Annotated in this window: 17 protein-coding genes, 2 pseudogenes and 1 riboswitch; of the genes and pseudogenes, 15 read left to right on the plus strand and 4 right to left on the minus strand. The window is 48.4% G+C overall.

What is annotated here, in order from left to right; genetic code table 11:
• From FKW31_RS16410 to FKW31_RS08265, 3 genes are all read left to right on the plus strand, one after another.
• Positions 1 to 203: hypothetical protein (locus FKW31_RS16410; RefSeq protein ID WP_238332781.1), on the plus strand; the 203-nt coding region annotated here is incomplete at its 5' end.
• Positions 204 to 260: 57 nt separating this feature from the next.
• The gene (locus FKW31_RS08260) at positions 261 to 3,347 is read left to right on the plus strand and encodes a Hint domain-containing protein (protein WP_150178280.1); all 3,087 of its coding nucleotides are present in this window, start codon (positions 261 to 263) and stop codon (positions 3,345 to 3,347) included.
• Positions 3,348 to 4,378: 1,031 nt separating this feature from the next.
• Positions 4,379 to 5,011 carry a recombinase family protein gene (locus FKW31_RS08265; protein WP_150178334.1) on the plus strand — a complete coding sequence of 211 codons (633 nt, stop codon included), beginning with the start codon at positions 4,379 to 4,381 and terminating at the stop codon, positions 5,009 to 5,011.
• Between the two features lie 739 nt (positions 5,012 to 5,750).
• Here the strand turns inward: FKW31_RS08265 and FKW31_RS16040 are convergent.
• Positions 5,751 to 5,909: a hypothetical protein gene (locus FKW31_RS16040; RefSeq protein WP_156100433.1), complete on the minus strand. Its 159-nt coding sequence runs from the start codon at positions 5,907 to 5,909 to the stop codon at positions 5,751 to 5,753.
• A gap of 464 nt (positions 5,910 to 6,373) precedes the next feature.
• Here FKW31_RS16040 and exbB point away from each other — a divergent pair, with 464 nt between their 5' ends.
• From exbB to FKW31_RS08285, 3 genes are read left to right on the plus strand one after another with little or no spacing between them, the layout of a single operon-like run.
• Complete coding sequence (exbB, locus tag FKW31_RS08275; RefSeq protein ID WP_035352329.1) at positions 6,374 to 7,123, plus strand: tonB-system energizer ExbB; 750 nt, start codon at positions 6,374 to 6,376, stop codon at positions 7,121 to 7,123.
• A gap of 5 nt (positions 7,124 to 7,128) precedes the next feature.
• Positions 7,129 to 7,578, plus strand: coding sequence for a TonB system transport protein ExbD (gene exbD / locus FKW31_RS08280; RefSeq protein WP_150178282.1), 450 nt, complete (start codon positions 7,129 to 7,131; stop codon positions 7,576 to 7,578).
• Positions 7,575 to 8,402: an energy transducer TonB gene (locus FKW31_RS08285; protein WP_150178283.1), complete on the plus strand. Its 828-nt coding sequence runs from the start codon at positions 7,575 to 7,577 to the stop codon at positions 8,400 to 8,402. Before exbD ends, FKW31_RS08285 begins: the two co-directional genes overlap by 4 nt.
• Before the next feature lie 61 nt (positions 8,403 to 8,463).
• Here FKW31_RS08285 and FKW31_RS08290 read toward each other — a convergent pair.
• Positions 8,464 to 9,378 (minus strand): annotated as a pseudogene (locus FKW31_RS08290) (LysR family transcriptional regulator).
• A gap of 120 nt (positions 9,379 to 9,498) precedes the next feature.
• On the opposite strand from FKW31_RS08290, the pseudogene FKW31_RS08295 reads away from it, so the two are divergent.
• The 8 genes and pseudogenes from FKW31_RS08295 (at position 9,499) to FKW31_RS08325 (ending at position 18,800) form a co-directional block, all read left to right on the plus strand.
• Positions 9,499 to 10,553: pseudogene (locus tag FKW31_RS08295) on the plus strand (Rieske 2Fe-2S domain-containing protein).
• Between the two features lie 12 nt (positions 10,554 to 10,565).
• Positions 10,566 to 10,688, plus strand: a complete 123-nt coding sequence (locus FKW31_RS16560; RefSeq protein ID WP_255448230.1) for a hypothetical protein — start codon at positions 10,566 to 10,568, stop codon at positions 10,686 to 10,688.
• Positions 10,689 to 10,961: 273 nt separating this feature from the next.
• Positions 10,962 to 12,266, plus strand: a complete 1,305-nt coding sequence (gene dctA / locus FKW31_RS08300; RefSeq protein ID WP_150178284.1) for a C4-dicarboxylate transporter DctA — start codon at positions 10,962 to 10,964, stop codon at positions 12,264 to 12,266.
• Between the two features lie 363 nt (positions 12,267 to 12,629).
• Positions 12,630 to 14,222: a carbohydrate porin gene (locus FKW31_RS08305; RefSeq protein WP_150178285.1), complete on the plus strand. Its 1,593-nt coding sequence runs from the start codon at positions 12,630 to 12,632 to the stop codon at positions 14,220 to 14,222.
• Between the two features lie 78 nt (positions 14,223 to 14,300).
• Positions 14,301 to 14,540: riboswitch (cobalamin riboswitch) on the plus strand.
• 40 nt (positions 14,541 to 14,580) lie between these two features.
• Entirely contained in the window at positions 14,581 to 15,045 is a 465-nt protein-coding gene (locus FKW31_RS08310; protein WP_150178286.1) for a DUF2147 domain-containing protein, read from the plus strand.
• Between the two features lie 112 nt (positions 15,046 to 15,157).
• Positions 15,158 to 15,829 carry a sorbitol dehydrogenase family protein gene (locus tag FKW31_RS08315; protein ID WP_150178287.1) on the plus strand — a complete coding sequence of 224 codons (672 nt, stop codon included), beginning with the start codon at positions 15,158 to 15,160 and terminating at the stop codon, positions 15,827 to 15,829.
• Positions 15,830 to 15,850: 21 nt separating this feature from the next.
• The gene (locus FKW31_RS08320) at positions 15,851 to 17,488 is read left to right on the plus strand and encodes a GMC family oxidoreductase (protein ID WP_150178288.1); all 1,638 of its coding nucleotides are present in this window, start codon (positions 15,851 to 15,853) and stop codon (positions 17,486 to 17,488) included.
• Positions 17,481 to 18,800 carry a cytochrome c gene (locus FKW31_RS08325; RefSeq protein ID WP_150178289.1) on the plus strand — a complete coding sequence of 440 codons (1,320 nt, stop codon included), beginning with the start codon at positions 17,481 to 17,483 and terminating at the stop codon, positions 18,798 to 18,800. The genes FKW31_RS08320 and FKW31_RS08325 overlap by 8 nt, the downstream gene beginning before the upstream one ends.
• A gap of 104 nt (positions 18,801 to 18,904) precedes the next feature.
• On the opposite strand, the gene FKW31_RS08330 is transcribed toward FKW31_RS08325, so the two are convergent.
• Complete coding sequence (locus FKW31_RS08330; RefSeq protein WP_150178290.1) at positions 18,905 to 20,359, minus strand: NAD-dependent succinate-semialdehyde dehydrogenase; 1,455 nt, start codon at positions 20,357 to 20,359, stop codon at positions 18,905 to 18,907.
• Positions 20,360 to 20,559: 200 nt separating this feature from the next.
• Between FKW31_RS08330 and FKW31_RS08335 the strand changes: the two genes are divergently transcribed.
• The gene (locus tag FKW31_RS08335) at positions 20,560 to 21,756 is read left to right on the plus strand and encodes an MFS transporter (RefSeq protein WP_150178291.1); all 1,197 of its coding nucleotides are present in this window, start codon (positions 20,560 to 20,562) and stop codon (positions 21,754 to 21,756) included.
• Between the two features lie 14 nt (positions 21,757 to 21,770).
• Here the strand turns inward: FKW31_RS08335 and cobU are convergent, their stop codons facing one another.
• Positions 21,771 to 22,325 (minus strand): bifunctional adenosylcobinamide kinase/adenosylcobinamide-phosphate guanylyltransferase, encoded by a 555-nt coding sequence (gene cobU / locus FKW31_RS08340; RefSeq protein WP_150178292.1) that lies wholly within the window; start codon positions 22,323 to 22,325, stop codon positions 21,771 to 21,773.
• Between the last annotated feature and the right edge of the window lie 36 nt (positions 22,326 to 22,361).

A 22,361-nucleotide genomic window follows, 5' to 3' on the forward strand; every position in this document is an offset into this window, starting at 1 on the left:
GTCGCAGCCTGCGCGCTGTTATCCACCGCACCAGAAACATTTACACCAGAAACATACCCTTTGCTGCCAACAACAAGCGTACCTTCCTTGTCCCCAGTAATCTTAATTTTGGCAAGTTCAAATGTGTGGACTTGCCTAACGGGTACTACGCAACAATTACTACACGAGACAAATTGTTGGCACAACATAAAACTTTATATTGATAGTATTATACTAACATAATTTATTGCTAAAATTAAGATTTAGGAAAGTTTAAAGTAATGGCAGATTCACCCATAGATTTTAAAACAATCAATGATGATGCAATCGCTACTGGAAGCGGTACATCATCTGACAGCACCGCAACCAGTTTCCATCATCATGATATGTCTTGGCGCTGGGTTGGCGGCGCCACAGGTGATTGGAACGATCCCGCTAACTGGACACTTTACGATGGCGCCAATAATCCAGTTACCACAGAAGGTTCCGTACCTCAGGCAGAACAAAATGCAGATGTTAGCCTGTCTCCGGCAAGTGGCGAAGATTCCGTTACAGTTATTGTGAATGCGCCCGATTACAATCAGATTCGCAGCCTGAGCGTTTGGCAGAATGCAACACTAAAAGTGACGGCTCAGGCTGGTTCCAGTATTGATGGCAATGTTTTTGCTACTGCTGGTTTCGAAAACGATGGTACAATTATTATCGATACCCCATCGAAGGTAGATTTCGGTGGCGTTACCATGAATCGCGATGATGGCACCATCACCATCATGAATAACCATGGCAACGTAATTTTTGATGACAGCAATCTGAATAGTGGCGGCACGGTTAACCTTATCAACGCGTCCTTGGGGTCTGCTGGACAGCCTGTGTGGGTGAGCGGTGGAACCGTTAATCTGCAACAGAATAGCAGCATCTTTATGAATTCGGCTGAATCTATTGCAACCATCAATGTTGATCCGGCAACAGTAAATACGCTTTACGTGCAGGATAATGGTTTTCTGCATGGCGGGGCTGGCGCGACCAATGCTCAGAATGTTGTTATCAACGGTATTTCTGAAAACACACGCTTCGGTATTTCTGGTCTGGCGTCTGCGCCTACATCTGCAACGTATGCAGAGAATAAGGATGGTTCTTATACGTTGACTGTTGATATGGCAGATGGCAGCAATCTGACATACAGCAACCTGCATATGGCAGATGGTTATACACCGCCTGCTACAGCCACTATTGTGCAGGATACAGCAGCTTCTGGCTGGGATATTGAAGATACATCATCTGCTTCTGCTACAGGTGCTTATACAGACAATACCTTGCACCAACAGCTAAGCGCCATTGCGACAAGCTCAACAAACGCTGGGGGAGATACCTCTCAGTATTCCAGTACGCCAACCAGCTATCACCAGCATGATATGTCTTGGCATTGGACGGGGACTACCAGTAGTGATTGGAATGATTCTTCCAATTGGGAGTTGCTTGATTCTAGCGGCAATAAAGTTGATACATCCGATGCAAGTGTCTGGACGAGCAACCCTGTTCCGCAGAGCCAACAGAATGCGGATGTGAATATCAGTTGGGAGGGTAATACCACTACGCCGCAAACTGTGGTGGACAATGCTCCAGATTACAACCAGATCCGTAGCCTGAGTGTTTGGCAAAACGGCACACTTAAAATTACGGCGCAAGGTGATTCTCAATATGTTGGGAATGTTTTTGCAACGGCTGGTTTTGAAAATAACGGAACGATTATCATTGATACTCCATCCAATGTAGAACTGGGTGGTGTTGCCATGAATCGCGATGATGGCACCATCACCATCATGAATAATCAAGGGCATGTAACCCTTGATAATGGTAAATTGGATAATGCTGGCACGCTTAATCTGATCAATGCCTCTCTGGGTACGACAGATCAACCTGTATGGGTGCAGGGCGGCACTGTAAACATGCAGCAGAATAGCACATTGTTTGCAGAACCGGGCATTAGCTACTCGGACAAAACCACCATTAACGTTGATCCAAATACTGTAAACACCATTTATATTGATGATAGTGGTGATAAAGGTGTTAAGGGCAACGTTCTGGTTAATGGTATTTCCAAAAACACGAATTTTGGTATTTCCGGTTTAACAGCAGAACCAACTTCTGCAATTTACACGAATAATGGCGATGGCTCTTATACGCTCAATGTTCAGTTGGCCGATGGGAATGTCGTTCAGTATGCAGATGTTGTGCCTGCCGATGGCTACGAACCCCCAGCGACAGCATCTATTGTGCAAGATGGAACAACTGGCTGGTTGGTTGAAGATGAGACCGTCTGTTTTCTGTCTGGCAGCATGATTCGCACAGCAAAAGGTGATGTTGCCGTAGAAGACGTTCAGATTGGTGATGAAGTTGTTGTCTTTGACTGGCAAAACAACCGTGAAATCAGCAGCCCAGTTGTTTGGGTTGGCAAGTCCCACGCCACGGTGCGTGCTGGCCTAGCAGATGATGAAGCGGGTTATCCCGTGCGTATTCTCAAGGATGCCATTGCCGATGGCGTTCCGTATAAGGATATGCTGATCACACCAGAACATTGCCTGTTCTTTGAGGACAGGTTTGTGCCGGTTCGTATGCTGGTAAATGGTGTTTCGATTTTCTTTGATAAATCCATCACATCTTACGATTACTACCACGTAGAAACGGTACAGCACTCTGTCGTTATCGCTGATGGCATGTTGACGGAAAGCTATCTGGATACCGGAAACCGTCGTTCCTTCCATCAGGTCGGCAAGGTTGCAACCCTGAATGGCATGACACGCACATGGGTAGACAATGCAGCAGCTCCGCTATGTGTTGATCGGGCTTTTGTTGAACCTTTGTTCCGCCAGTTGGAATTACGGGAAAATAGCGTGAGTGGTACCCATGTGAGGGAAGTTATTGTAGCACAAACGACAGATCCTGATCTGCACCTTGTCACCCAAACGGGTGCAAGCATTCGGCCGATGCGTGTGCAAGATGACAAATACAGCTTCATGCTGCCACCGGGCACGAAGTGTGTGCGGATTGTTTCTCGCGCCAGCCGCCCGGCTGATGTCATTGGTCCGTTTGTAGATGATCGCCGCTATCTGGGTGTTGCTGTAACCGATGTGTGCGTACAGACAGCTCGTAAGTTACAGATGATTACGGCTCATCTTCAAGCATCCAAGCCTGCTGGTTGGCATGATACGGATTGGAAAGATTGTGCATGGACAAATGGTGATGCCATTCTACCGTTGGACGGAAATATCACGCACAATGCAATGGCTATTCTCTCTATAACTATTCGTGCAGCAGGCCCTTATCTGGTTGGTAAAGACATGGAAAAGGCAGTGGCTCAGGCCATTTAAAATCCGTGAAGTATTTTAATAAACATCTTTAGTAGGTTTTATTGGTGCTGCTGAGTATTTCTCTACACTCAGCAGCACATACCGCATTGTTGGCATGTTAAAAATTAAATATTCTATAAATAATTATACACATTTTTGATGAAAATATAGAAAAATAATCATGATTTATTTTTATTAGCAATAATATTTGACAATAAATGGGAAAAAATTTCTGCACAAATCTCAGAATGTAGAAATAACTTTAAGGGATCGTAAATATGACTGACACGACTATTCCTGCTGGAATATCCTCACATGGTATCATTCTAAATGATGGTGATACACTGGATGTTTTCGGAACAGCAATATCTACTACCGCAAACGGTGGCAACATTACTGTTGAAAGTGGCGGCCTTGTTACATCTACATCATTGCCAGAAAATGATGATAGCTTTGCTGGTGCCATGTTGACCATTTCTGCTGGCGGCAGCGCAGTTGATACATCTGCCAGTATGGGCCAAATTGGGGTTATTGGTGGCACTGCTGATAATACCAACATTTCCGATGGTGCGGAGCTTTATGCTGCTAGCGGTGCAACACTTTCTGGCACGACCATTACCGATACAGCATCCGCCACAATCAATGCGGGTGCCAATGTTATAGATACCCTCGTTTCCACTACATCAACTGGGGGTAATACTACGGCTTTACTTGTAGAGAATGGCGCATCCGTTACCAGTACCACAGTAAGTGGTGAGGGTGAAATGATCGTGCACTCCGGTGCCATTGCGGTTGATACAACTGTGACAAGTGGAGTGATTCTGAACTCTGGCGTTCAGGAATCTGTGCGTGCAGAAAGTGGTGCTATACTCAGCAACACAGTTCTAAAAGCAGGAAGTTTAGATATTAGCGGTGGTGTTTCTGCAATATCCAATACGGTTACTGCTGGCGCTCATCTTAATGTTACAGGTGATAGTTCCGCTAAAGCTTTTGCGACGGATATTAAGATTAAAGCAAGGAACTCTTTTGTTTTTTCAGGAGTTTACGCTTTAATGAATATATCTAAATCGCACCGTAAAATAGGATATGCCCGCGTTAGCACGATAGGCCAGACTCTAGAACATCAAGTTAAAACCTTAAAGGAATACGGATGCCACCGGATTTATTGCGAAAAGGCAAGTGGAGCCGACACCAATCGGCTAGAACTACGCAAGCTCATTGAAAATCTGAGGGAAGGACAGTCCATTGTGGTCACACGCATTGATCGGCTGGCTCGCAGCACATTTGATCTATTCGCTATAGTTAAAAGTATTACCGATAAAAAAGCTCAGTTTTACTCTTTGGCTGAACCTTGGACCGACACAAGTACCAGCACCGGACGGCTTATGCTAGCTGTTCTCGGCGGTTTAGCTGATGTAGAAAGAGATCTCATCCGCACTCGCACCTCGGAAGGTCGTGCAAGAGCTATAGCTCAAGGAAAGAAAATGGGGCGCCCTCGGCGCATTACAGATATCCAACGCATAGAAATTATCCAAAAACGCAAAAATGGCGAAACGCTAGAAAAAATTGCAAAAACTTTTGGCATAAATTCAGGAACTGTTTCTCGTATCATATCTCACGCTAAAAAAAATAATCATCATCAAAATTTCCAGAACATGTCATCAGTTAATTTCAGTGATGGTTGAAACGGGTTGGTCGGCTGGCAAGGAATACTGATATGTTAGCCTGCCATAACACGCTGCGATGCCCGTAGACTGTTTGAACCCAACGAACAATCATCTTGCCCAATTGCTGCCAAACCCGTTGGATCTCAAACGCGCAACTGGTCACCGTGATCTGAAGTCACTGGATATTCTACTATCAGCCCATTTCTGAGGAAATTAATCGGCAGATCGAAAAAGCAGAACGTGTGCAAAACATGCTTTGCGCCGATGATGCCAGCAGCCCATAATCGTTGCTTCCATGCTGCGATCCGTCAATGCCTCCAAAAAACGCAACACGCTCTTCCAGAAGCATTGATGCAAGAAAAGCGAGACTGGCCCCAGCATGAGTGCATCTTACTGGAAAAAACTCTCATAAGTCTTTACATTTAGGCCCTATTGCTTCTTTCCACACTCCAAGCGACACTCAGCAACAGAAGCGTGCCAACACAACATAATACAAGTGATGGCAGCGTCTTCCCCAAGCCAAGAAAAATAAAGAAGCCCAGTAATATTGGCATTGTCCATTGTGCCGCACGCGCTATGTAGAGCCCGGATGCCATGATTGTTTCAGCTAACGCCACCATGACAAAAAGCTGACATCGTTCAACCAAATGACTGCCTAAAATTCGTATATGACCGCCCCAGAATGCGTTTATAACTGAGGAGCAGGCATGATTTGCAGGTAATTTGGCAACCACAAAGACTGGTCGCCCCATCTGCATCACTGCATAGCAGATCGGACAGGCTGAGGCGGTTGTGCTGCATCTTCTGCCAGCGCTTTGCTTTCTGTAACACCCAATCCCACAGATACACCCAAAGCAACAGCCACGCGCAGGCCCTTACCTTGTGAACTCGGGTGAGACAAATCTGATCGACTCATTTGCCGCACTCTTGGTGAACCCTAGCTTCTGCTCCACCTTAATGAGATAATAGGGACGAAACGTATAATTGATAATAATGCTTATATTCAGAAGCAAATGATTACCAAATCGTATGGGTGTGTGTTTGCTGCAACAGACTGTTACAGTGACCAAAAATATCTATGAACTAAAATTTGTAAAATAAATTTTAATTTTTCAATCTGTTAGCCAGATATCACTGTTTACATAAAGACATTTAACCATCTGAATCATACAGACACTTTGCAAAATATTAGGACATTCACGCTCAGATGATAGTGATTCTCACTTGCGTATTTGTGGGCGCTTTGTTATTTGCTGTTTGAGATATGCCGCGCGTGAGAAAGCATAGGGCACCTTTTTCTAATTACACCATTGGTTGTTCCCTATAGGTTCTTCCGCGCGTCGCTTCATTATCTGTATTTGCGAAAGCACTTGGTATCTTATGCCCTTATCAGAATCATCTAATCAGATTCCGCTTTCTTTCTCTCCATGGGAGATGTTCCTGAACGCAGGCTCTGTCGTGCAATGTGTCATGATACTTCTGGCTCTTGCCTCGCTTCTGACATGGACCATTTTTATCGCCAAATCTGTTGAGTTTTTAAGTGTTCGCAGAAAGCTAAAAACAGCAGAAAAAACGCTGGAAGAAGCTGGCACATTGGCTTTGGGAGAAAGAAGCACACGCCCAAACAGTATTGCCCACACACTGGTTATGGCTGCGGAAACTGAAAAAGCTGTTTCTTACGATATTCCCAATGATAACGAAGGACTTAAGGAACGTATTGTTTTACATTTAGAGCGTCTGGAAGCTGCTGAAGGGCGCCGCCTGATGCGCGGCACAGGCTTATTGGCCACCATTGGTGCAACATCACCCTTTATTGGACTATTTGGCACTGTGTGGGGCATTATGACATCTTTTACAGGCATTGCCGCCAGTAAAGCCACCAGCCTTGCTGTGGTCGCCCCAGGTATTGCAGAAGCCCTATTGGCCACTGCACTTGGGCTTGTAGCCGCCATTCCTGCCGTGGTGATCTACAACCATCTTGCACGCCAATCTGCATCCTGCAGGGCACAAGTGGCAGATCTGACATCCCTTGTAATGCGCTTGGTTTCTCGTGATCTTGGCCGCACGCACAAACTTGCAACAAGCGCCCAGATTACTCCCTTTGATATCAACCGTATGGTTGGAGAATAAACTATATGCGCCGTATCCAGCATGCTGATGAAAACCCGCATGAAGCAAGCGAGATCAATGTAACGCCTTTCATTGATGTCATGTTGGTGCTTTTGGTAATTTTCATGGTAACAGCCCCCCTCACCACAGTAAACGTGCCTGTAGATCTTCCTTCATCAACGGGAAAACCAGCTCCACGCCCGGAAAATCCAGTTTTTTTAACTGTAAATGCAGATCATGCACTGACACTTGGTGAAGAGAGTATCTCAACCGACAACTTGCCAAAAGCGTTAGAAATAGCAACCAGGAGCAACAAGGATGAACGCATTTTCCTGCGTGCAGACAAAACGATAGATTACGGCACACTGATGAGTGTGATGGATAAGCTTCGTTCTGCTGGTTATCTCAAGGTTGCTCTTGTTAATTTGCAAGGTCAGGCAGATGGCTCTGCTCCAGCCGCAAAGACCGAACAATGAGCGCAACAACATCTTTTTCCAATTGGAAAATTCACCAAACACGCAGAACCAGAAAAGAAGATACTTTCCGTTGGGGCATGTCTTTTTTGATTGTTATATCATCAGCAGGAATTGCCACTTTATCTTTCCTGCACATACCTCATACAATTCCGCCTATACCGGAGGCCCCGCCAGCGGCTATTGCTATTGATATGGCGCCAGAACCTGTTGCAATCCCTTCTCCACCCACAGATACACCACCTACCCCTCACCAAACAATTTCGGAATCAGCTCCTTCTCCTGTTGGTCCCGCTAAACTGGAGGCTCCTCCCGCACCTGCTCCACATCCACCCCTTCCAGTTCCCAAACCCGAAAAACTGCGTAAAATTATAAAAAAACACAAACCTACCGTAAATCTTAAAAAACCAAATTCTGACAAAACACTACCGGCGGAAAAAACAACAGTTCCCCCATCCTCCAAAGCGCCACCAAACCGAACACAGGCAGCGCCTATTGATGGGTCATCTTCTTCTCATGTTTCCCAAAGTCCAGCCACATGGCAAGGGGCTTTGCTGGCGCGGCTAGAGAAATATAAACGTTACCCTGCAGAAGCTATGTCTGCTCATCAGGAAGGTGCGCCCAGGCTACATTTTACCATGGACCGAAAAGGACATGTACTTTCGGCGCATATTGAAAAAAGCTCTGGCCATTCATTATTGGATAGCGAAGCCTTGGCATTAGTGCATCGTGCAGAGCCGTTACCTAGCCCACCCGAAAGCGTGGCAGGCGATTCCATTACCCTCACCGTGCCAATAGAATTTTATATGGAACACATACAGGATTAAAAATCACTTCTTTAATAATCATCTTTCAATACCTGTTCAGTGCGTTAAGAAAATACGCTCCTTATCCTATTTTCTGGCGCAAGAGCGCCCATTCTGCCTCTACGCTATCTGCAATGCGCCGTGCCACGGCAGATAAAGGGCGCGCACGATCATGCGCAAGCGCCAACCGCAAAGGAGAAACATGCGCCCCTGCCAGCGGGGTAAAGGCCATGTCTCCATTTTGAACCTCATCCATCACATCCAGATAACTGAGGATAGTAATCCCCAGTCCAGCCTTAACCAAAGACTTTATCATCTGCACATTATTTGCCCCGGAAATCACATTCGGGTTCACCAAAGTATCTGCCTCCAGTTTTCTAAAAACAGACGAAAGGGCCAATGGTTCTTCTGGCACAATCACTGGATATTCTGCACAAACTGAAAACCGAGTTGAAGAGTGCTGAGTGACTGGATGCTACGGCAGGCTTACCACTCCAAGTGGAAAAGAAAGCATTGAACGCACCTGCAAGTCTCGCAAATCTGCGGGGTCTAACAAAAATGCTAGATCTCCTTCTCCTGCAAAAAGACGTTCCCCCAATTCTGCATTATCATGGATATGGATGTTCAGAACAATTCCGGGATATTGTTCTTTTAGGCGCGCAGCAATGCTGGGCAAAAATACGCGCGCCAAAGCCTCTGGGGCCAAAATATCTATACGTCCACGGCGCATACCCTTTAAATCATCAATCTGGCGGTTCAGGCTTTCAAAATCCTTCGTCCACCGGCTGGCATGCGCATAAAATAACTCCCCCACCGCAGTTAAACGCATACCGGAAGAAAGGCGCTCAAATAACGGTGTGTGAAGGGCCTGCTCTCCCAAAAGGATATGTCTATCAATTGCAGAGGCTGCAATATGCAGATCTTCCGATGCTTTACGTATGGAGCCATGCCGTGCCACAGCCAAAAAATAGATCAGAAAGCGCGAAAAGGGATTCATTGACCTGTTCTCAATTTGAGAATGGATACTGCATGAAATAGATATATCCGATAATATACGCTTAATGAAACACTGTCTCCTAAAGGAACGGGAAACATTCCCTATTCAGGAGATTAAGCTGTGACATCCCCAGCCTGCGCCCGCCCCGCCGACACCAAACTCCCCCGCGAGCTCAGTTTTGATGCTGATGACTGGCTTATTCTGGCCTCATACTGGCATCCCATTGCCCTTGTGCGTGAACTGGAAGACAAGCCCTTAGGCATAACGCTACTTGATGCACCTTTGGTTGTTTATCGGGCTGGAGAAGAAATTGTTGTGGCAGATGACCTGTGCCCGCATCGTGGCGTGCCACTCAGCATGGGTAAGGGTAACGGCCAAACAGTTGCTTGCGCCTATCATGGCTTCCAATTTGGCCATCAAGGCCGATGTGTACGTGTTCCCGCCCACCCGAATAACGCCATTCCTTCCCGCCTGAACCTGCGGACTTATCCTGTGGTAGAAAGATATGGCTTGATCTGGACGTGCCTACGTCCCCAGGAAAATGCAGAGATATCTCTTCCGTCCATGCCACATTGGGATGAAGCAGGTTTCCAACACATCAACTGCCCTTGGATAGACATTGCCGGTTTTGCAGGGCGGCAGGTTGAGGGCTTTATAGACGTTGCTCATTTTGCATTTGTGCATACAGAAACTTTTGCTGACCCAGACAACCCTATAGTACCAGCATACATGCCCAAAATGACGCCCTATGGATTTGAGGCAGAATACCGCAGCAATGTCGACAACTACCCTATTGGACAATCAGAACGTGGCCGACCAGATTTTGAATGGCTGCGCCATTTTCGGGTGCATGTTCCTTTTACGGCACGCTGGAAATTCATTTTCCCGATAACGGCAGGCTGGTCATCATGAATGCAGCGTCCCCTGTTTCTGCCAAGAAAACGCGCATGTTTGCACCTATGTGTCGTAACTTTGATACCGACCTACCTTTGCAGGATGTTTATGATTTCAACCTGAAAGTTTTTGAGGAAGACCGCGCCTTGGTAGAAGCCCAGAAACCCGAAAACCTACCGCTTGACCCTTCTTTGGAAGTACATGTGGTGGCAGATCGCAGTTCCATTGCTTACCGGCGCGCCTTACGCACCATTGGCTTGAGCCAGCTCTTTACCGCATGAAAGGATAAGATCATGGCTCCTTCTTCCTCCGTGAAGATGAAGGTTATTCTGGTATTGACCTACCATTTTCATGTGAACACAGGAGCCAGATTGCCCAATGCAGCCTCAGCACGCACAGCCCCTTACCCACACTGAATGTCTAACATTCACAATAAAAATATGGTCAAACCCCGTATCATTACATCCATGTAATTATACCTCTATAATCTAGGACTTTATGCCTGAATATTCACCTTCCACATTGTTTACGCCTAGAAAACTCAAGAAAAAGAGATATACCCTCTCTTCCCAAACGATATAAACACGCGTTACCCTACGTGAGTCTGCGCGTATATTCTTGATATAACACTATATATTCCATCAGGATGCACCACAGGCACAAAAACAAGAACAGAAAGATTTTTAGGCGTGCTTCCATCATCTGCTCCCCTTTCCAGTTCACACCAACGCTTCCTTTACCTTCAGGTTCTGGTGGCTGTGGGTGCAGGCATTGCCGTAGGGGCAATGTTCCCCTCTGTTGCCACCGCACTTAAACCGCTGGGAGATGGGTTTGTTAAACTTATCAAAATGGTCATTGCACCTGTTATTTTTCTAACAGTGTGCACAGGCATTGCTGGCATGGCGGATCTTAAGCAAACTGGCCGCGTAGCTGGCAAAGCCATGCTGTATTTTTTGTGTTTTTCTACTTTGGCACTCGCCATTGGCATGCTTGTGGCTAACGTTCTGCAACCCGGTGCTGGGCTGCACATTCGCCCCGAAAGCCTTGATACAAGTTCTGTTACACAGTTTGTAAGTGCTGCCGCGCAGCATCATTCCTTTGCAGATTTTTTGTTGCAGATCATTCCTTCCACAACCGCCGGAGCATTTACATCGGGTGAAATTCTGCAGGTTCTGCTGGTTGCCATCCTGTTTGGCATCAGTCTGGCCAAAATGGGTAAAGCGGGGGAAGCCGTCCTTAATCTGTTTTACAGCCTGACAGAACTTGTTTTTGGGGTTGTACGTTTGGTGATGTATCTGGCACCTGTTGGGGCTTTTGGTGCCATGGCTTTTACCGTAGGTAAGTTTGGCCTGCATTCCATTCTGCACCTACTTGCCTTGGTGCTAACATTCTATCTTACAGCCATTCTGTTTGTAGGCGTTGTTCTGGGTGTTGTGGCACGATTGGCTGGTTTTAGCATTCTGCGGCTCTTGGTCTTTCTAAAAGAAGAGCTGTTGATTGTGTTGGGCACCAGTTCTTCTGAATCCGCCCTACCCGGTTTGATTGCCAAATTGGAAAGGGCTGGCTGCTCCCAAGGGATTGTAGGGTTAGTTGTACCCATGGGCTATTCTTTTAATCTGGATGGCACCAATATTTACATGACTCTTGCTGCGCTGTTTATTGCGCAGGCAACTGATGTGCACCTAAGCTTTCAGGAACAACTTGCCCTGCTGCTAGTTGCTATGGTGAGTTCCAAAGGTGCTGCTGGTGTAACAGGCGCTGGTTTTATTACTCTGGCTGCCACACTTTCTGTTGTACCCAGCGTGCCTGTGGGTGGCATGGCCCTTATTCTGGGTATTGATCGTTTTATGTCTGAATGTCGTTCCCTTACCAATCTGGTTGGTAATGCTGTTGCTGCTATTGTTGTCTCACGCTGGGAAAATGCGTTGGATGATACACAACTTCATGATGCCTTGCACACGCAACCACAAATTACAAAAACACCTTCCGTCTGATACCTCTTTTCCGTAGGTAGCTCCTCTGGCTGCCTACGGATTTCTTGTATTTGTAATTGAGAATAAACCTTGTTGTAACAGTGTAATTTTGTAAACTTTTTCTTGAGTATTCGTTATAACAGAAAAAAATCCTTGAATCTTTTTGATTGTAATTTAATTTCCATAATACGCGATAATAAAAACAAAAAGAAACGTGAGATCTGAAAAATGTTTGCTAAAATTACAAAATCTACTTTTTAAAGAGAAAGCACCCAGCCACCTTTCCCTTTAATCTTTGTATTTCTTTCCCCTTGTTTCAGAGATGCTCCGTTGCTGCATTCCACTTGTACGCAATGGTCGTTCTTGCGCCATGAGGATCGGACAATGCCCTCAACTTATATCATTTCAAATTCAGAACAAAAAACATCACGCTACCAGCAAGAGTGTTTGTCCGTTCTTCGCTTGCTTTATATCGGGACAGTTCTTTTCACATTTGATATTGCTTTTCACGCTACCTCTGCGCGCGCTCAACAGAATGAAACCACCAAGTCTTTTGAGAAACCTGAATTTTCTTCAAAACCTATCGTTAACGCCGAGATACCAAAAAAACACAAACGCCCGATAGCTGAAGAACGTCTGGACGCCCTGTTTGATACTGAAAGCCTTTCCTATCTGTTAAACCATAATAATACAGCGTTACGCAGGCAGGATATCAGTGCGGGGTATTTTGTTGCTGAACAGGCCTTTGGCAATCTGGCTCCGGGCCTTAAACCTTGGCGTGACAGATTAAGCGAACGCGGCTTTACCTTTGAGTTAACATATAAAGGTGAAGGTATAGCCAATCTTGCTGGCGGTCTTTCAAAAGGTATGGATTACACGCATGAAATTCGTGCCAGCATGTTGTTTGATCTCGGCAAGCTTACCGGTTGGAATCCGCTACAAGGGTGGTACCTGCATGGTATTGTTATGAACCGTGAAGGCCGACAAGTCGGCTGGGATCATGTTGGGGAAAGAAATGTACTTCTTACAGAAGTATGGAGTATTCACGGCCCCGCAGCAGCCCGCCTTGCCGATCTGTATCTAGAAAAATCTTTTCTCCACAACCGTATCAATATCAATGTCGGACGCATTTCACTTACACATACCTATTCTACTTCTATTTTACTGTGCACATTCATGACCATGTGCTCTGCACCCATGGCTATACGAGAACCGGCAGGTTGGAGCGTTTACCCCAAAACATCATGGGGAGGCACAGTGCGCTTTCGGCCAACGCATGATCTTATCCTGCGCACTGGTATTTATCGCATAGGCCCCAAAGCACGTGACAATACAGGTTGGGCATGGGGCGATGAGCCTTATACAGGTATTCAAACTCCCATTGAGTTAACGTGGGAACCGTTTTTTGGCACGCGCAAGCTTCCGGGCCATTACAAAATCGGTTTTGGGCATGACACGTCTCCTTACCCCGATATGGTTGGCACCATTCCCGCTGCTTTTGCGGGCTCTGTGCATCCGCACAAACTCAAACCGCGTGATACATTTTATATAGAGGCAGACCAGATGGTGTATCGCAGCCATGGCGAACATCAGATGGCTGGCGGATATGTGCTAGCTGGCTTCATTCATAACACGCCAAGTAACTCCACATTCTCAAACGAGTTCTACGCAGGGGCCTCCCTTTTGGGTATTATCCCCCACCGGCCTTTGGATCGTCTGGGCGTCATGTATTCCTATTACCAACTCAGCCCACGCTTGGCCTATGGGCAGCGTATGCAGGAAGCTGCGGGCGTTCCCCTTGGCCCCTATATCAATGGGCCACAAACACATTCTGCAATTCTGGAAGCATATTACGGCATTCCTGTCACACCGGGCTTGGTTATTACATCCGAGTTTGAGTACATGATGCGCCCCGGAGAAACCTCGGTTATTCCCAATGCTATTCTGGCAGGGCTTAAGGTTATTGCTGCCCTGTAAGGCAAAGCGAGGCGCAAAAACATCTCACCTGCCCTGCTTTTCTCATACTGGCACCAAACCTGCTTATTGCTAGAATATATATTCGAACAGATGGATGGTGCTGCGCAAGCGGCTTGAAAGGGAATGCCGTGTACGGATTTCTGCCTTAAATTGAAGCAGAATCTTTATAGTCGGCAGCTGCTCCCACAACTGTAAGGGGAGGTTTGACCTGCTGCCGGTCACGGCTAGCCACTGGCCGATAAACACGGCTGGGAAGGCAAAAGGTCTAACATACCATATCCCCAAGCCAGGAGACCTGCCTCCATCAGGCACATCATACCGGGCGGGATGAACCGGCAGCGGCAAAACAGGCAGTAACATGCATAAACATGCCTTTAGCTCATTTTTAACAGCACTGCTTCTTGCATGGAGCAATATACCCTCCAACGCTCATGCAGAAAGCGCCTCTATACCAGCCATAACCGGACAATGGATTACGGAAGACGGTAAAGGCGTATTCAATATCCACACCTGTGGCGATAAAATGTGTGGGAACCTTGTAGGGTTAAACCTAACGCAAGATGAAGAAGCTTCTGGCCGTAGAAAAACAGAATGTAACCTTCAGATGCTCAAAGGCTTCCATCCCATGGAAGACCGGCATGACCACTGGAAAGGTCATATCTTTGATCCTCAGAGCAAAAATACTTACGATGCCATTATATGGATAGCGGATGATGGTGCCCTGAAACTGCATGGTTTTTTAGGTTTGGAGCTCTTTGGTAGAACAGATACCTGGCAGCCGTTTCATGGCCGTATAGGCAACAACTGCCACATTAACCCCTAAGCATACCTGCTTCAACGAAGCATGAAATAACCTATTATTCCATTACAACAGCTTGCAAGCTCAGGCCGTCCCTATAAAACTACCCGTAATTTTGAACTCGATATTCTCCGCAATGTTTCATTCTGACAAGGCGGAGCCCGGTTTTGTAGGGAGAATCCGAAGAATGAGACAAACGCACGAGGGGCAGCCTGTGGCGGAGTGGTGTTCATCTCCTAACGCCATGCGCCTGAATAAACTGTTGCGCATGTCCCGTCGGGATGTGCTTTTAGGTGGTATTGGTCTTTCTGTTGCAGGCACAACAGGTGCGGCGCTTGCTAATACCGCGCCTGCTACACCAAACACTGAAGACCTCTCTCGCTTTATGCAGATATCCCAGCGACTGACAGATAGAGATACGCTAAACCCCCAGATTGGTGCGGCCCTATATGCCAATATCGTGCATGCCAATGCCGATCGACAGGATAAACTTAACGCCCTACATACTCTACTAGAGCGAGAAAAATTTACGACGGCATCTGCCTTTGCTCATGCAGCAGAAAAATCTGATCCCAAACTTAAAGATGTCATCCACGAAATTCTAACCGGCTGGTACCGAGGTATTGCGGATGGCAAAGTGGTGGTTTACCGCTCCGCCCTGATGTTCGACATCACCAAGGATGCCGTTTACCCCAAAACCTATGCAACAGGCGGCCCATTCTACTGGACAAGCAAGCCACCAGAAGTTGCACGCCCAAAAGGGCACCCTGCACTTTCTGCTTCCGCCCTTGTTATCGAACCGACCTGATCTTACGGGATACCCCGCTTTATGCCCTCCGAAGAAAATCTTTCAGCCGACGTTGTGATCGTAGGATCAGGCGTTGCAGGTAGTTCTATTGCCAACGAACTGGCGCGCGCCGGTATTTCCGCCATTGTGCTGGAAGCTGGCCCACGTGTTGACCGCCAGCATTTTGTAGAAAACTTCCGCAATCTGGAAAACAAACCCTCTTATCAGGGGCCATTTCCGGCTGTGCCTTGGGCACGGCATCCGCCTGATCAGCAAACCCCTAACGAGTATCTGCATACCTCCGGCCCAAATGCCGAAGCCTATCAGCAGGTTTACTTACGTATGATGGGCGGCACCACATGGCACTGGGCTGGGTGCGCATGGCGTTACCTACCATCAGACTTTGAACTCAAAACACGTTACGGTCAGGGCCGCGATTGGGCTTTGACTTACGATGATCTGGAACCCTTTTACTATCAGGCAGAAGTCATGATGGGGGTTTGCGGGCCAGATCCTGCGGTAGAAGATCTTGGGTCTCCTCGCAGGCAGCCATATCCTATGGATGCACTGCCCATTTCCTACGCTGCACAACAATTCCGCAAACTGATTCAGGAAAAAACGCCGTGGCGCGTGGTGCACGAACCACAAGCACGTAACACCCGCCCGTATGATAGCCGCCCAACATGTGAAGGGCATAATAACTGCATGCCCATCTGCCCTATTGGGGCCATGTATAACGGTAGCTATTCCGTTTACCATGCAGAAGCTGCCGGGGCTAAGTTTATCCCCAACGCTGTGGTGTATAAGATTGAGCGAGACAGCGCGAACAAGCGCGTAACCGCCGTGCATTACTTTGACCCCGACAAAGGGTCACACCGCGTTACGGGCAAATATTTTGTTATTGCTGCGCACTGCATTGAAACAGCTAAACTGCTGCTGCTTTCTGCTGATGAACAAAGCCCGGATGGTGTTGCCAACAGTTCCGGCCATGTAGGCCGCAACATGATGGATCATACCGGTGTACAGGTTACCTTCATTAGTGGCGATCAAGCCTTATGGCCGGGCCGTGGGCCGCTGGAAACCAACGTGATCGACAATTTCCGTGATGGAAACTGGCGCTCAGACCGTGGGGCCTACCTTGTGCACATGGTGGATGATAACCAAGTGGATCTGGCTACCCAGTTAGCTATTTCCAAAGGGTACGTTGGCCGGGAACTGGAAGAACAGATCCGTTACCTAGCTTCACACACTGTGCGGCTGTTCAGCCATAACGAAGCCCTGCCAGATCCCAACAACCGTCTGACACTCAGCAAAGATCATAAGGACATTCTGGGGATTCCGCACCCAGAAGTGTACTATAAGCTGCCCGAATACACTGTGCGCAGTTGTGAACACACACGCTATGTTTTCCGCGACCTAATCAAACTGATGCACGGTACGGATGAACAGTGGACACCGGGCTACTTCCCGCAGGATCATCCCGCAGGCAGCACCATTATGGGCACAGATCCCAAGGATTCCGTGGTGGATGGCCATTGCCGAACGCATGATCATGACAATCTGTTTATTGCCAGTTCCTCGGTTTTCTCAACCGTTGGCACCGGCAACATCACCCTGACTGTAGCTGCCTTGGCGCTACGCGTTGCCGATACGCTGAAAAAAGAACTTGCTCATGCCTGATTTTTCCAAAACCTTGCGCACCCTTCTTTCGGTAGGCACGGTGCTTGGTGTTTGCGCTCTTACCCAGCCACCTGTCCATGCAGAAGATGCAGCCCCGGATCAGGATGTTCTGAGCCGTGGTGCTTATATTGCCACTGCATCAGATTGTATTGCCTGTCACACCAAGCCCGGTTCGCAGCCATTTGCTGGTGGTCTAAAAATTGCAACACCTATGGGTGATGTGATTTCCACCAACATTACGCCAGATCCAGACCACGGCATTGGCAAATACACAGAGCAAGACCTTGAACAGGCCGTACGCCACGGTGTGCGCAAAGATGGCGCTTACCTGTACCCTGTTATGCCTTACGTTTCTTACGCAGGCATGACAGATCAGGATGTGCATGCACTTTATATGTGGTTCATGCACAGCGTAAAACCAGTTGCCAGTACCCCGGCAGAAACAACGCTGGTGTTTCCTGCCAATATGCGCAGCGCAATGGCGGCATGGAACTTTGTAACCACCAAGGAAGAGCCAGAAAGCGGAGATTCCAGCACATATGATCCGCTACGCCGCGGCAAGTATCTTACCAATGCGCTGGAACATTGCGGCACCTGCCATACGCCACGTAACTTCATGCTGAGTGAAAAGCAGGACAGATATCTGGCTGGCACGTCGCTTGATGGGTGGTACGCACCCAACATCACCACCAGCAAAACCGGCGGTATAGGCAACTGGAGCGAAGATGATATTGTTGCCTACCTGAAAACAGGCCATGCCAATGGTCATGCTCAAGCCGCAGGCCCCATGGCAGAAGCTGTGGAACACAGCACCAGCCACCTGACAGATCAGGATCTGCACGCCATAGCTACTTATATTCACCAAGTTCCAGCTATGGACGATGATATGGAACATCAGGCACGAGATAGCTTTGGCCAAGCTATAGAAGCACTGGATATCCGCCAGAGTGCCCCAACCCGAATTGATGATCTGACCGAAATGGACGGACAGCACGCATACGATGCCAACTGCGCGGCCTGCCATGGCCAGACTGGTACGGGCACGAAGGATCAATACGCACCTTCATTGTTCCATAACTCAACCGTGGGCAGCGCACGGCCAGATAACCTGATCATGACCATTCTGCACGGGGTGCAACGCAAAACCGAAGCAGGCGATGTATCTATGCCAGACTTTAGCGGTCATTCAGACGTGCAGCGTCTGAGCGATGCTGAAATTGCAAAGATCGTGAATTATGTGATGGCAACCTTTGGCAGCGGAGACCAGCACGTAACAGCAGATCAGGTTGCACAGTTCCATAAAGACAAATAACAGCCACACCACATATAGGCTGGTGAGACCACACACCAAAAAGGGCGGAGAGGTTTAAACCCCTCCGCCCTTTTTTACATGATCTTCAGGAAAAAACTGAAGCGTTAGAAAGAAGGCTTTTCGTGAAGAGCGGATACCAGACGTGTAATGGTATGTGCCTTCAAAGCTTCTGGCCCACCTTCCGTGCCATAACCAGAATCTTTCATGCCACCAAACGGCACTTCTGGCACGCCAATACCATGGTGATTGACAGCAACCATACCGGCTTCCAGCTTTTCGCCCAGCAGGCGCTCCGTGCGTTCACAACGCGTGTAAACATAAGCCGCCAAGCCATATGGTAGACGGTTGGCTTCCTTTACGGCGTCCGCCAGATCAGAATACTCATCCATAATGGCAATCGGGCCAAAGGGCTCTTCCTGCATAACCCGCATTTCCAGCGTTGGCTTCAGCACCAATGTGGGTGGGAAGAAGCACCCATTATTCGGCATGGAAATATCAGGCTGCCAAAGTTCAGCGCCTTTCTGGCGGGCATCATCCACCAGTTCGGTCAATGCTTTTACGCGGCGCTCATTCACCAATGGCCCCATGGTAACGCCTTCATCCAGACCATTGCCAATCTTAAGCGCGCTCATCTGGGCTTTGAACTTTTCAATAAAGGGCGCTGCAATTTCCTTGTGTAAAAGGAAACGTGTGGGAGCAATACACACCTGCCCGGCATTACGGAACTTGGCGGCTGCCAAACGTTCGGCTGCGGCATCCAGATCTGCATCCGGGCACACAATAACCGGGCCATGGCCACCCAGTTCCATAGTGACCGGCTTCATCTGCGCGCCAGCCAATGCGGCCAGATGCTTGCCGACAGGCGTAGACCCCGTAAAGGAAATCTTGCGCACAACCGGATGCGCAATCAGATACTCAGAAATTTCCGCTGGCACACCATACACCAGAGAAACCGCACCTGCCGGAATACCGGCATCACAAAAACACCGGATCAGTTCTGCCGGAGACGCTGGCGTATCTTCCGGAGCCTTTACAATAACCCCACACCCGGCTCCCAAGGCAGCACCCAACTTGCGTGCAATCTGGTTGATGGGAAAGTTCCACGGCGTAAAGGCAGCCACAACACCTACAGGGCGGTGCAGTACACGCTGTTCTACATAAGGGGCGCGCGGGGGCACCAATTCATCATTTAGGCGACGGCCTTCTTCACCAAAATATTCAATAACACCAGCCGCACCCTGAATTTCAATAATCGCTTGAGCAAGGGGCTTGCCCTGCTCTTCGCTCATAATACGGCCAATCTGCTCTGCCCGTTCACGCAGCAGATCTGCCGCCTTGCGCATAATCACAAAGCGATCCCACGCAGTAAGGTTACGCCATGCTTCGTAACCCGCCTGCGCACCCGCAACCACTTTTTCCAGATCAGTTTTGGAGGCATGAGCAACCTGCCCAATAATCTGGCCCGTAGCCGGATTGGTTACCGGAATGGTGCGACCATCTGCCGCATCTTGCCATTTCCCGGCCACCAACAGCTGCGTGCGTATTTCTTTTTCTGACATCTACATCTCTCAAGCAGAACGGGCAGACATCCACCATGGTGCCTTTGTCCGGATTTTTTTTGCTGACACCATTTTATGTACTGCCATGCAAGAAAAAAGAGGTCTATACACCCCAGCGCATAATGGCCTCCTACCCGGTTCAGTTCCATACCGGCAGGGCTATTATCCTTCAAACCCTCAGTTGTATCAGTAGAAAGCCCATGCTTTTCAAAACCCTGTCCGGTCAGACAATAATCGGGCTGTGCGCCTTATTTGCCGCCACTTTTACGGCCATTACCAGCGAAGTTGCCCCTGTAGGGTTGCTGATAGATATGGCGAATTCCTTCCATATTACGGAAGGTAAAGCTGGTCTGGCCGTAAGCGCATATGCGCTGGTTGTGGCACTGGCGGCGGTGCCGCTTACCATTCTTACAGCCAGAATCAACCGCAAGACACTCATGCTTTGGGCTCTGATTGGTTATATCGCCTCTAATCTGATTGCCGCTTTGGCTCCTACCTTTGCCATTTTATGCTTGGGCCGTGCCGTGGGCGGGGCTGCCCATGCGCTTATGATGTCCATTGTTTCTGCCTATGCTGCGCATCTGGTACCCCCTCGCATGACAGGACGCGCCATTTCGTTTGTGTTTGGTGGCACATCATTGGGGTCTGTTCTGGGGGTTCCCGGCACTGCTGCCATTGGGCAATTGGCAGGCTGGCGGGTTTCCATGATGGTGGTTACGGGTTTAGCCGCCATTCTAACCGTGTGCATCGCATTTTTTCTGCCCAAGGTGAATGCTTCCTCCAGCTCCGTGCATCTCCCTTCATTTCGCACCCCCGGTGTTGCTCGGGTTTTTGCGGTAGTGATTACCGTAAATACATTGTTCTTTTTGGGGCATAACCTTCTGTACACCTATGTTTCACCTCTGCTCATGTCTCATGGGTTGCCAGAAAGCGCGCTCAGCATTGCCCTGCTGGTTACAGGTGGCGTGAGTATTCTTGGGCTATGGGCTGCCGGACAGATAGTGGATTCCAAACCGGCACTTGGGCTACTGGTAGCTGGCCTGATTACCGCATGTGGCATGGGTGCACTCTGCGGTTCTCTCCTTAGCGGATGGAGCGCGGTTGCGGCTGTTGGCCTATGGTGTGCCGGTTATGCCGCCCTTATCCCGGTTATTATGTCTGGCGCTATCCGTAGCCGCGCCACAACGGCTGATATTGCCGGTGCGGCCGTAAACGCCAGCAGCAATGTTGGTATTTTGTTTGGCTCTGCCGCAGGCGGAATGATTCTGAACACAGCTGGACTTTCTGTTTTACCGCCCATGGCTGTTGGTATTGTTATAATGGCTACAGCATTAGGACTATGCAGCCCCGTTGCCTTCCCCCGCGTGTTGCATGATCATTCAGAATCTGAAAGCTGACACATAGCTGACAGTTATAAAGCTTTCCCTTTAAGCACCAGTGGCAGCCCGGCTGCCACAAAAACAACTTGCCCTGCCTGCGCCGCTATCCGCTGGTGCAGGCGCCCTGCCTCATCCCTAAAACGACGGGCCAAAGCGTTTTCCGGAACAATCCCCAACCCAACTTCATTGCCTACAAGAATGGTGGGGGCCAAGCGCTCCGGCAACACCTCCAGCAGATAGTGTGTTGCCTCCTCAATATTTTGGTCATCCAGCAACATATTGGTCACCCACAAGGTCAGGCAATCTACCAACACAGGCAGATGTGCATAGGTTTTTAACACCCATGCAATATCCAGCGGTTCCTCAACCGTTTGCCAACCCTGCTCTGTTCGGCTGGCCTTGTGGTGTTCAATACGCTCCTGCATTTCTGCATCAAATGCCCGACCAGTCGCCAGATAGATCCAAGGAGAAGGCAAGGCTGTCAGCATTGCTTCGGCTAAACCACTTTTTCCTGAACGTGCGCCCCCCAAAATCAGAACAGTGCCCTGCGCCCCTATTTCTGTTGGATTGAGAGATAGGACACTCATGGTATATGCGCCTCACTATTTTTGTTTGCTTACATC

Source organism: Acetobacter sp. DmW_136, from assembly GCF_008690365.1.
GTDB lineage: Bacteria > Pseudomonadota > Alphaproteobacteria > Acetobacterales > Acetobacteraceae > Acetobacter > Acetobacter oryzifermentans.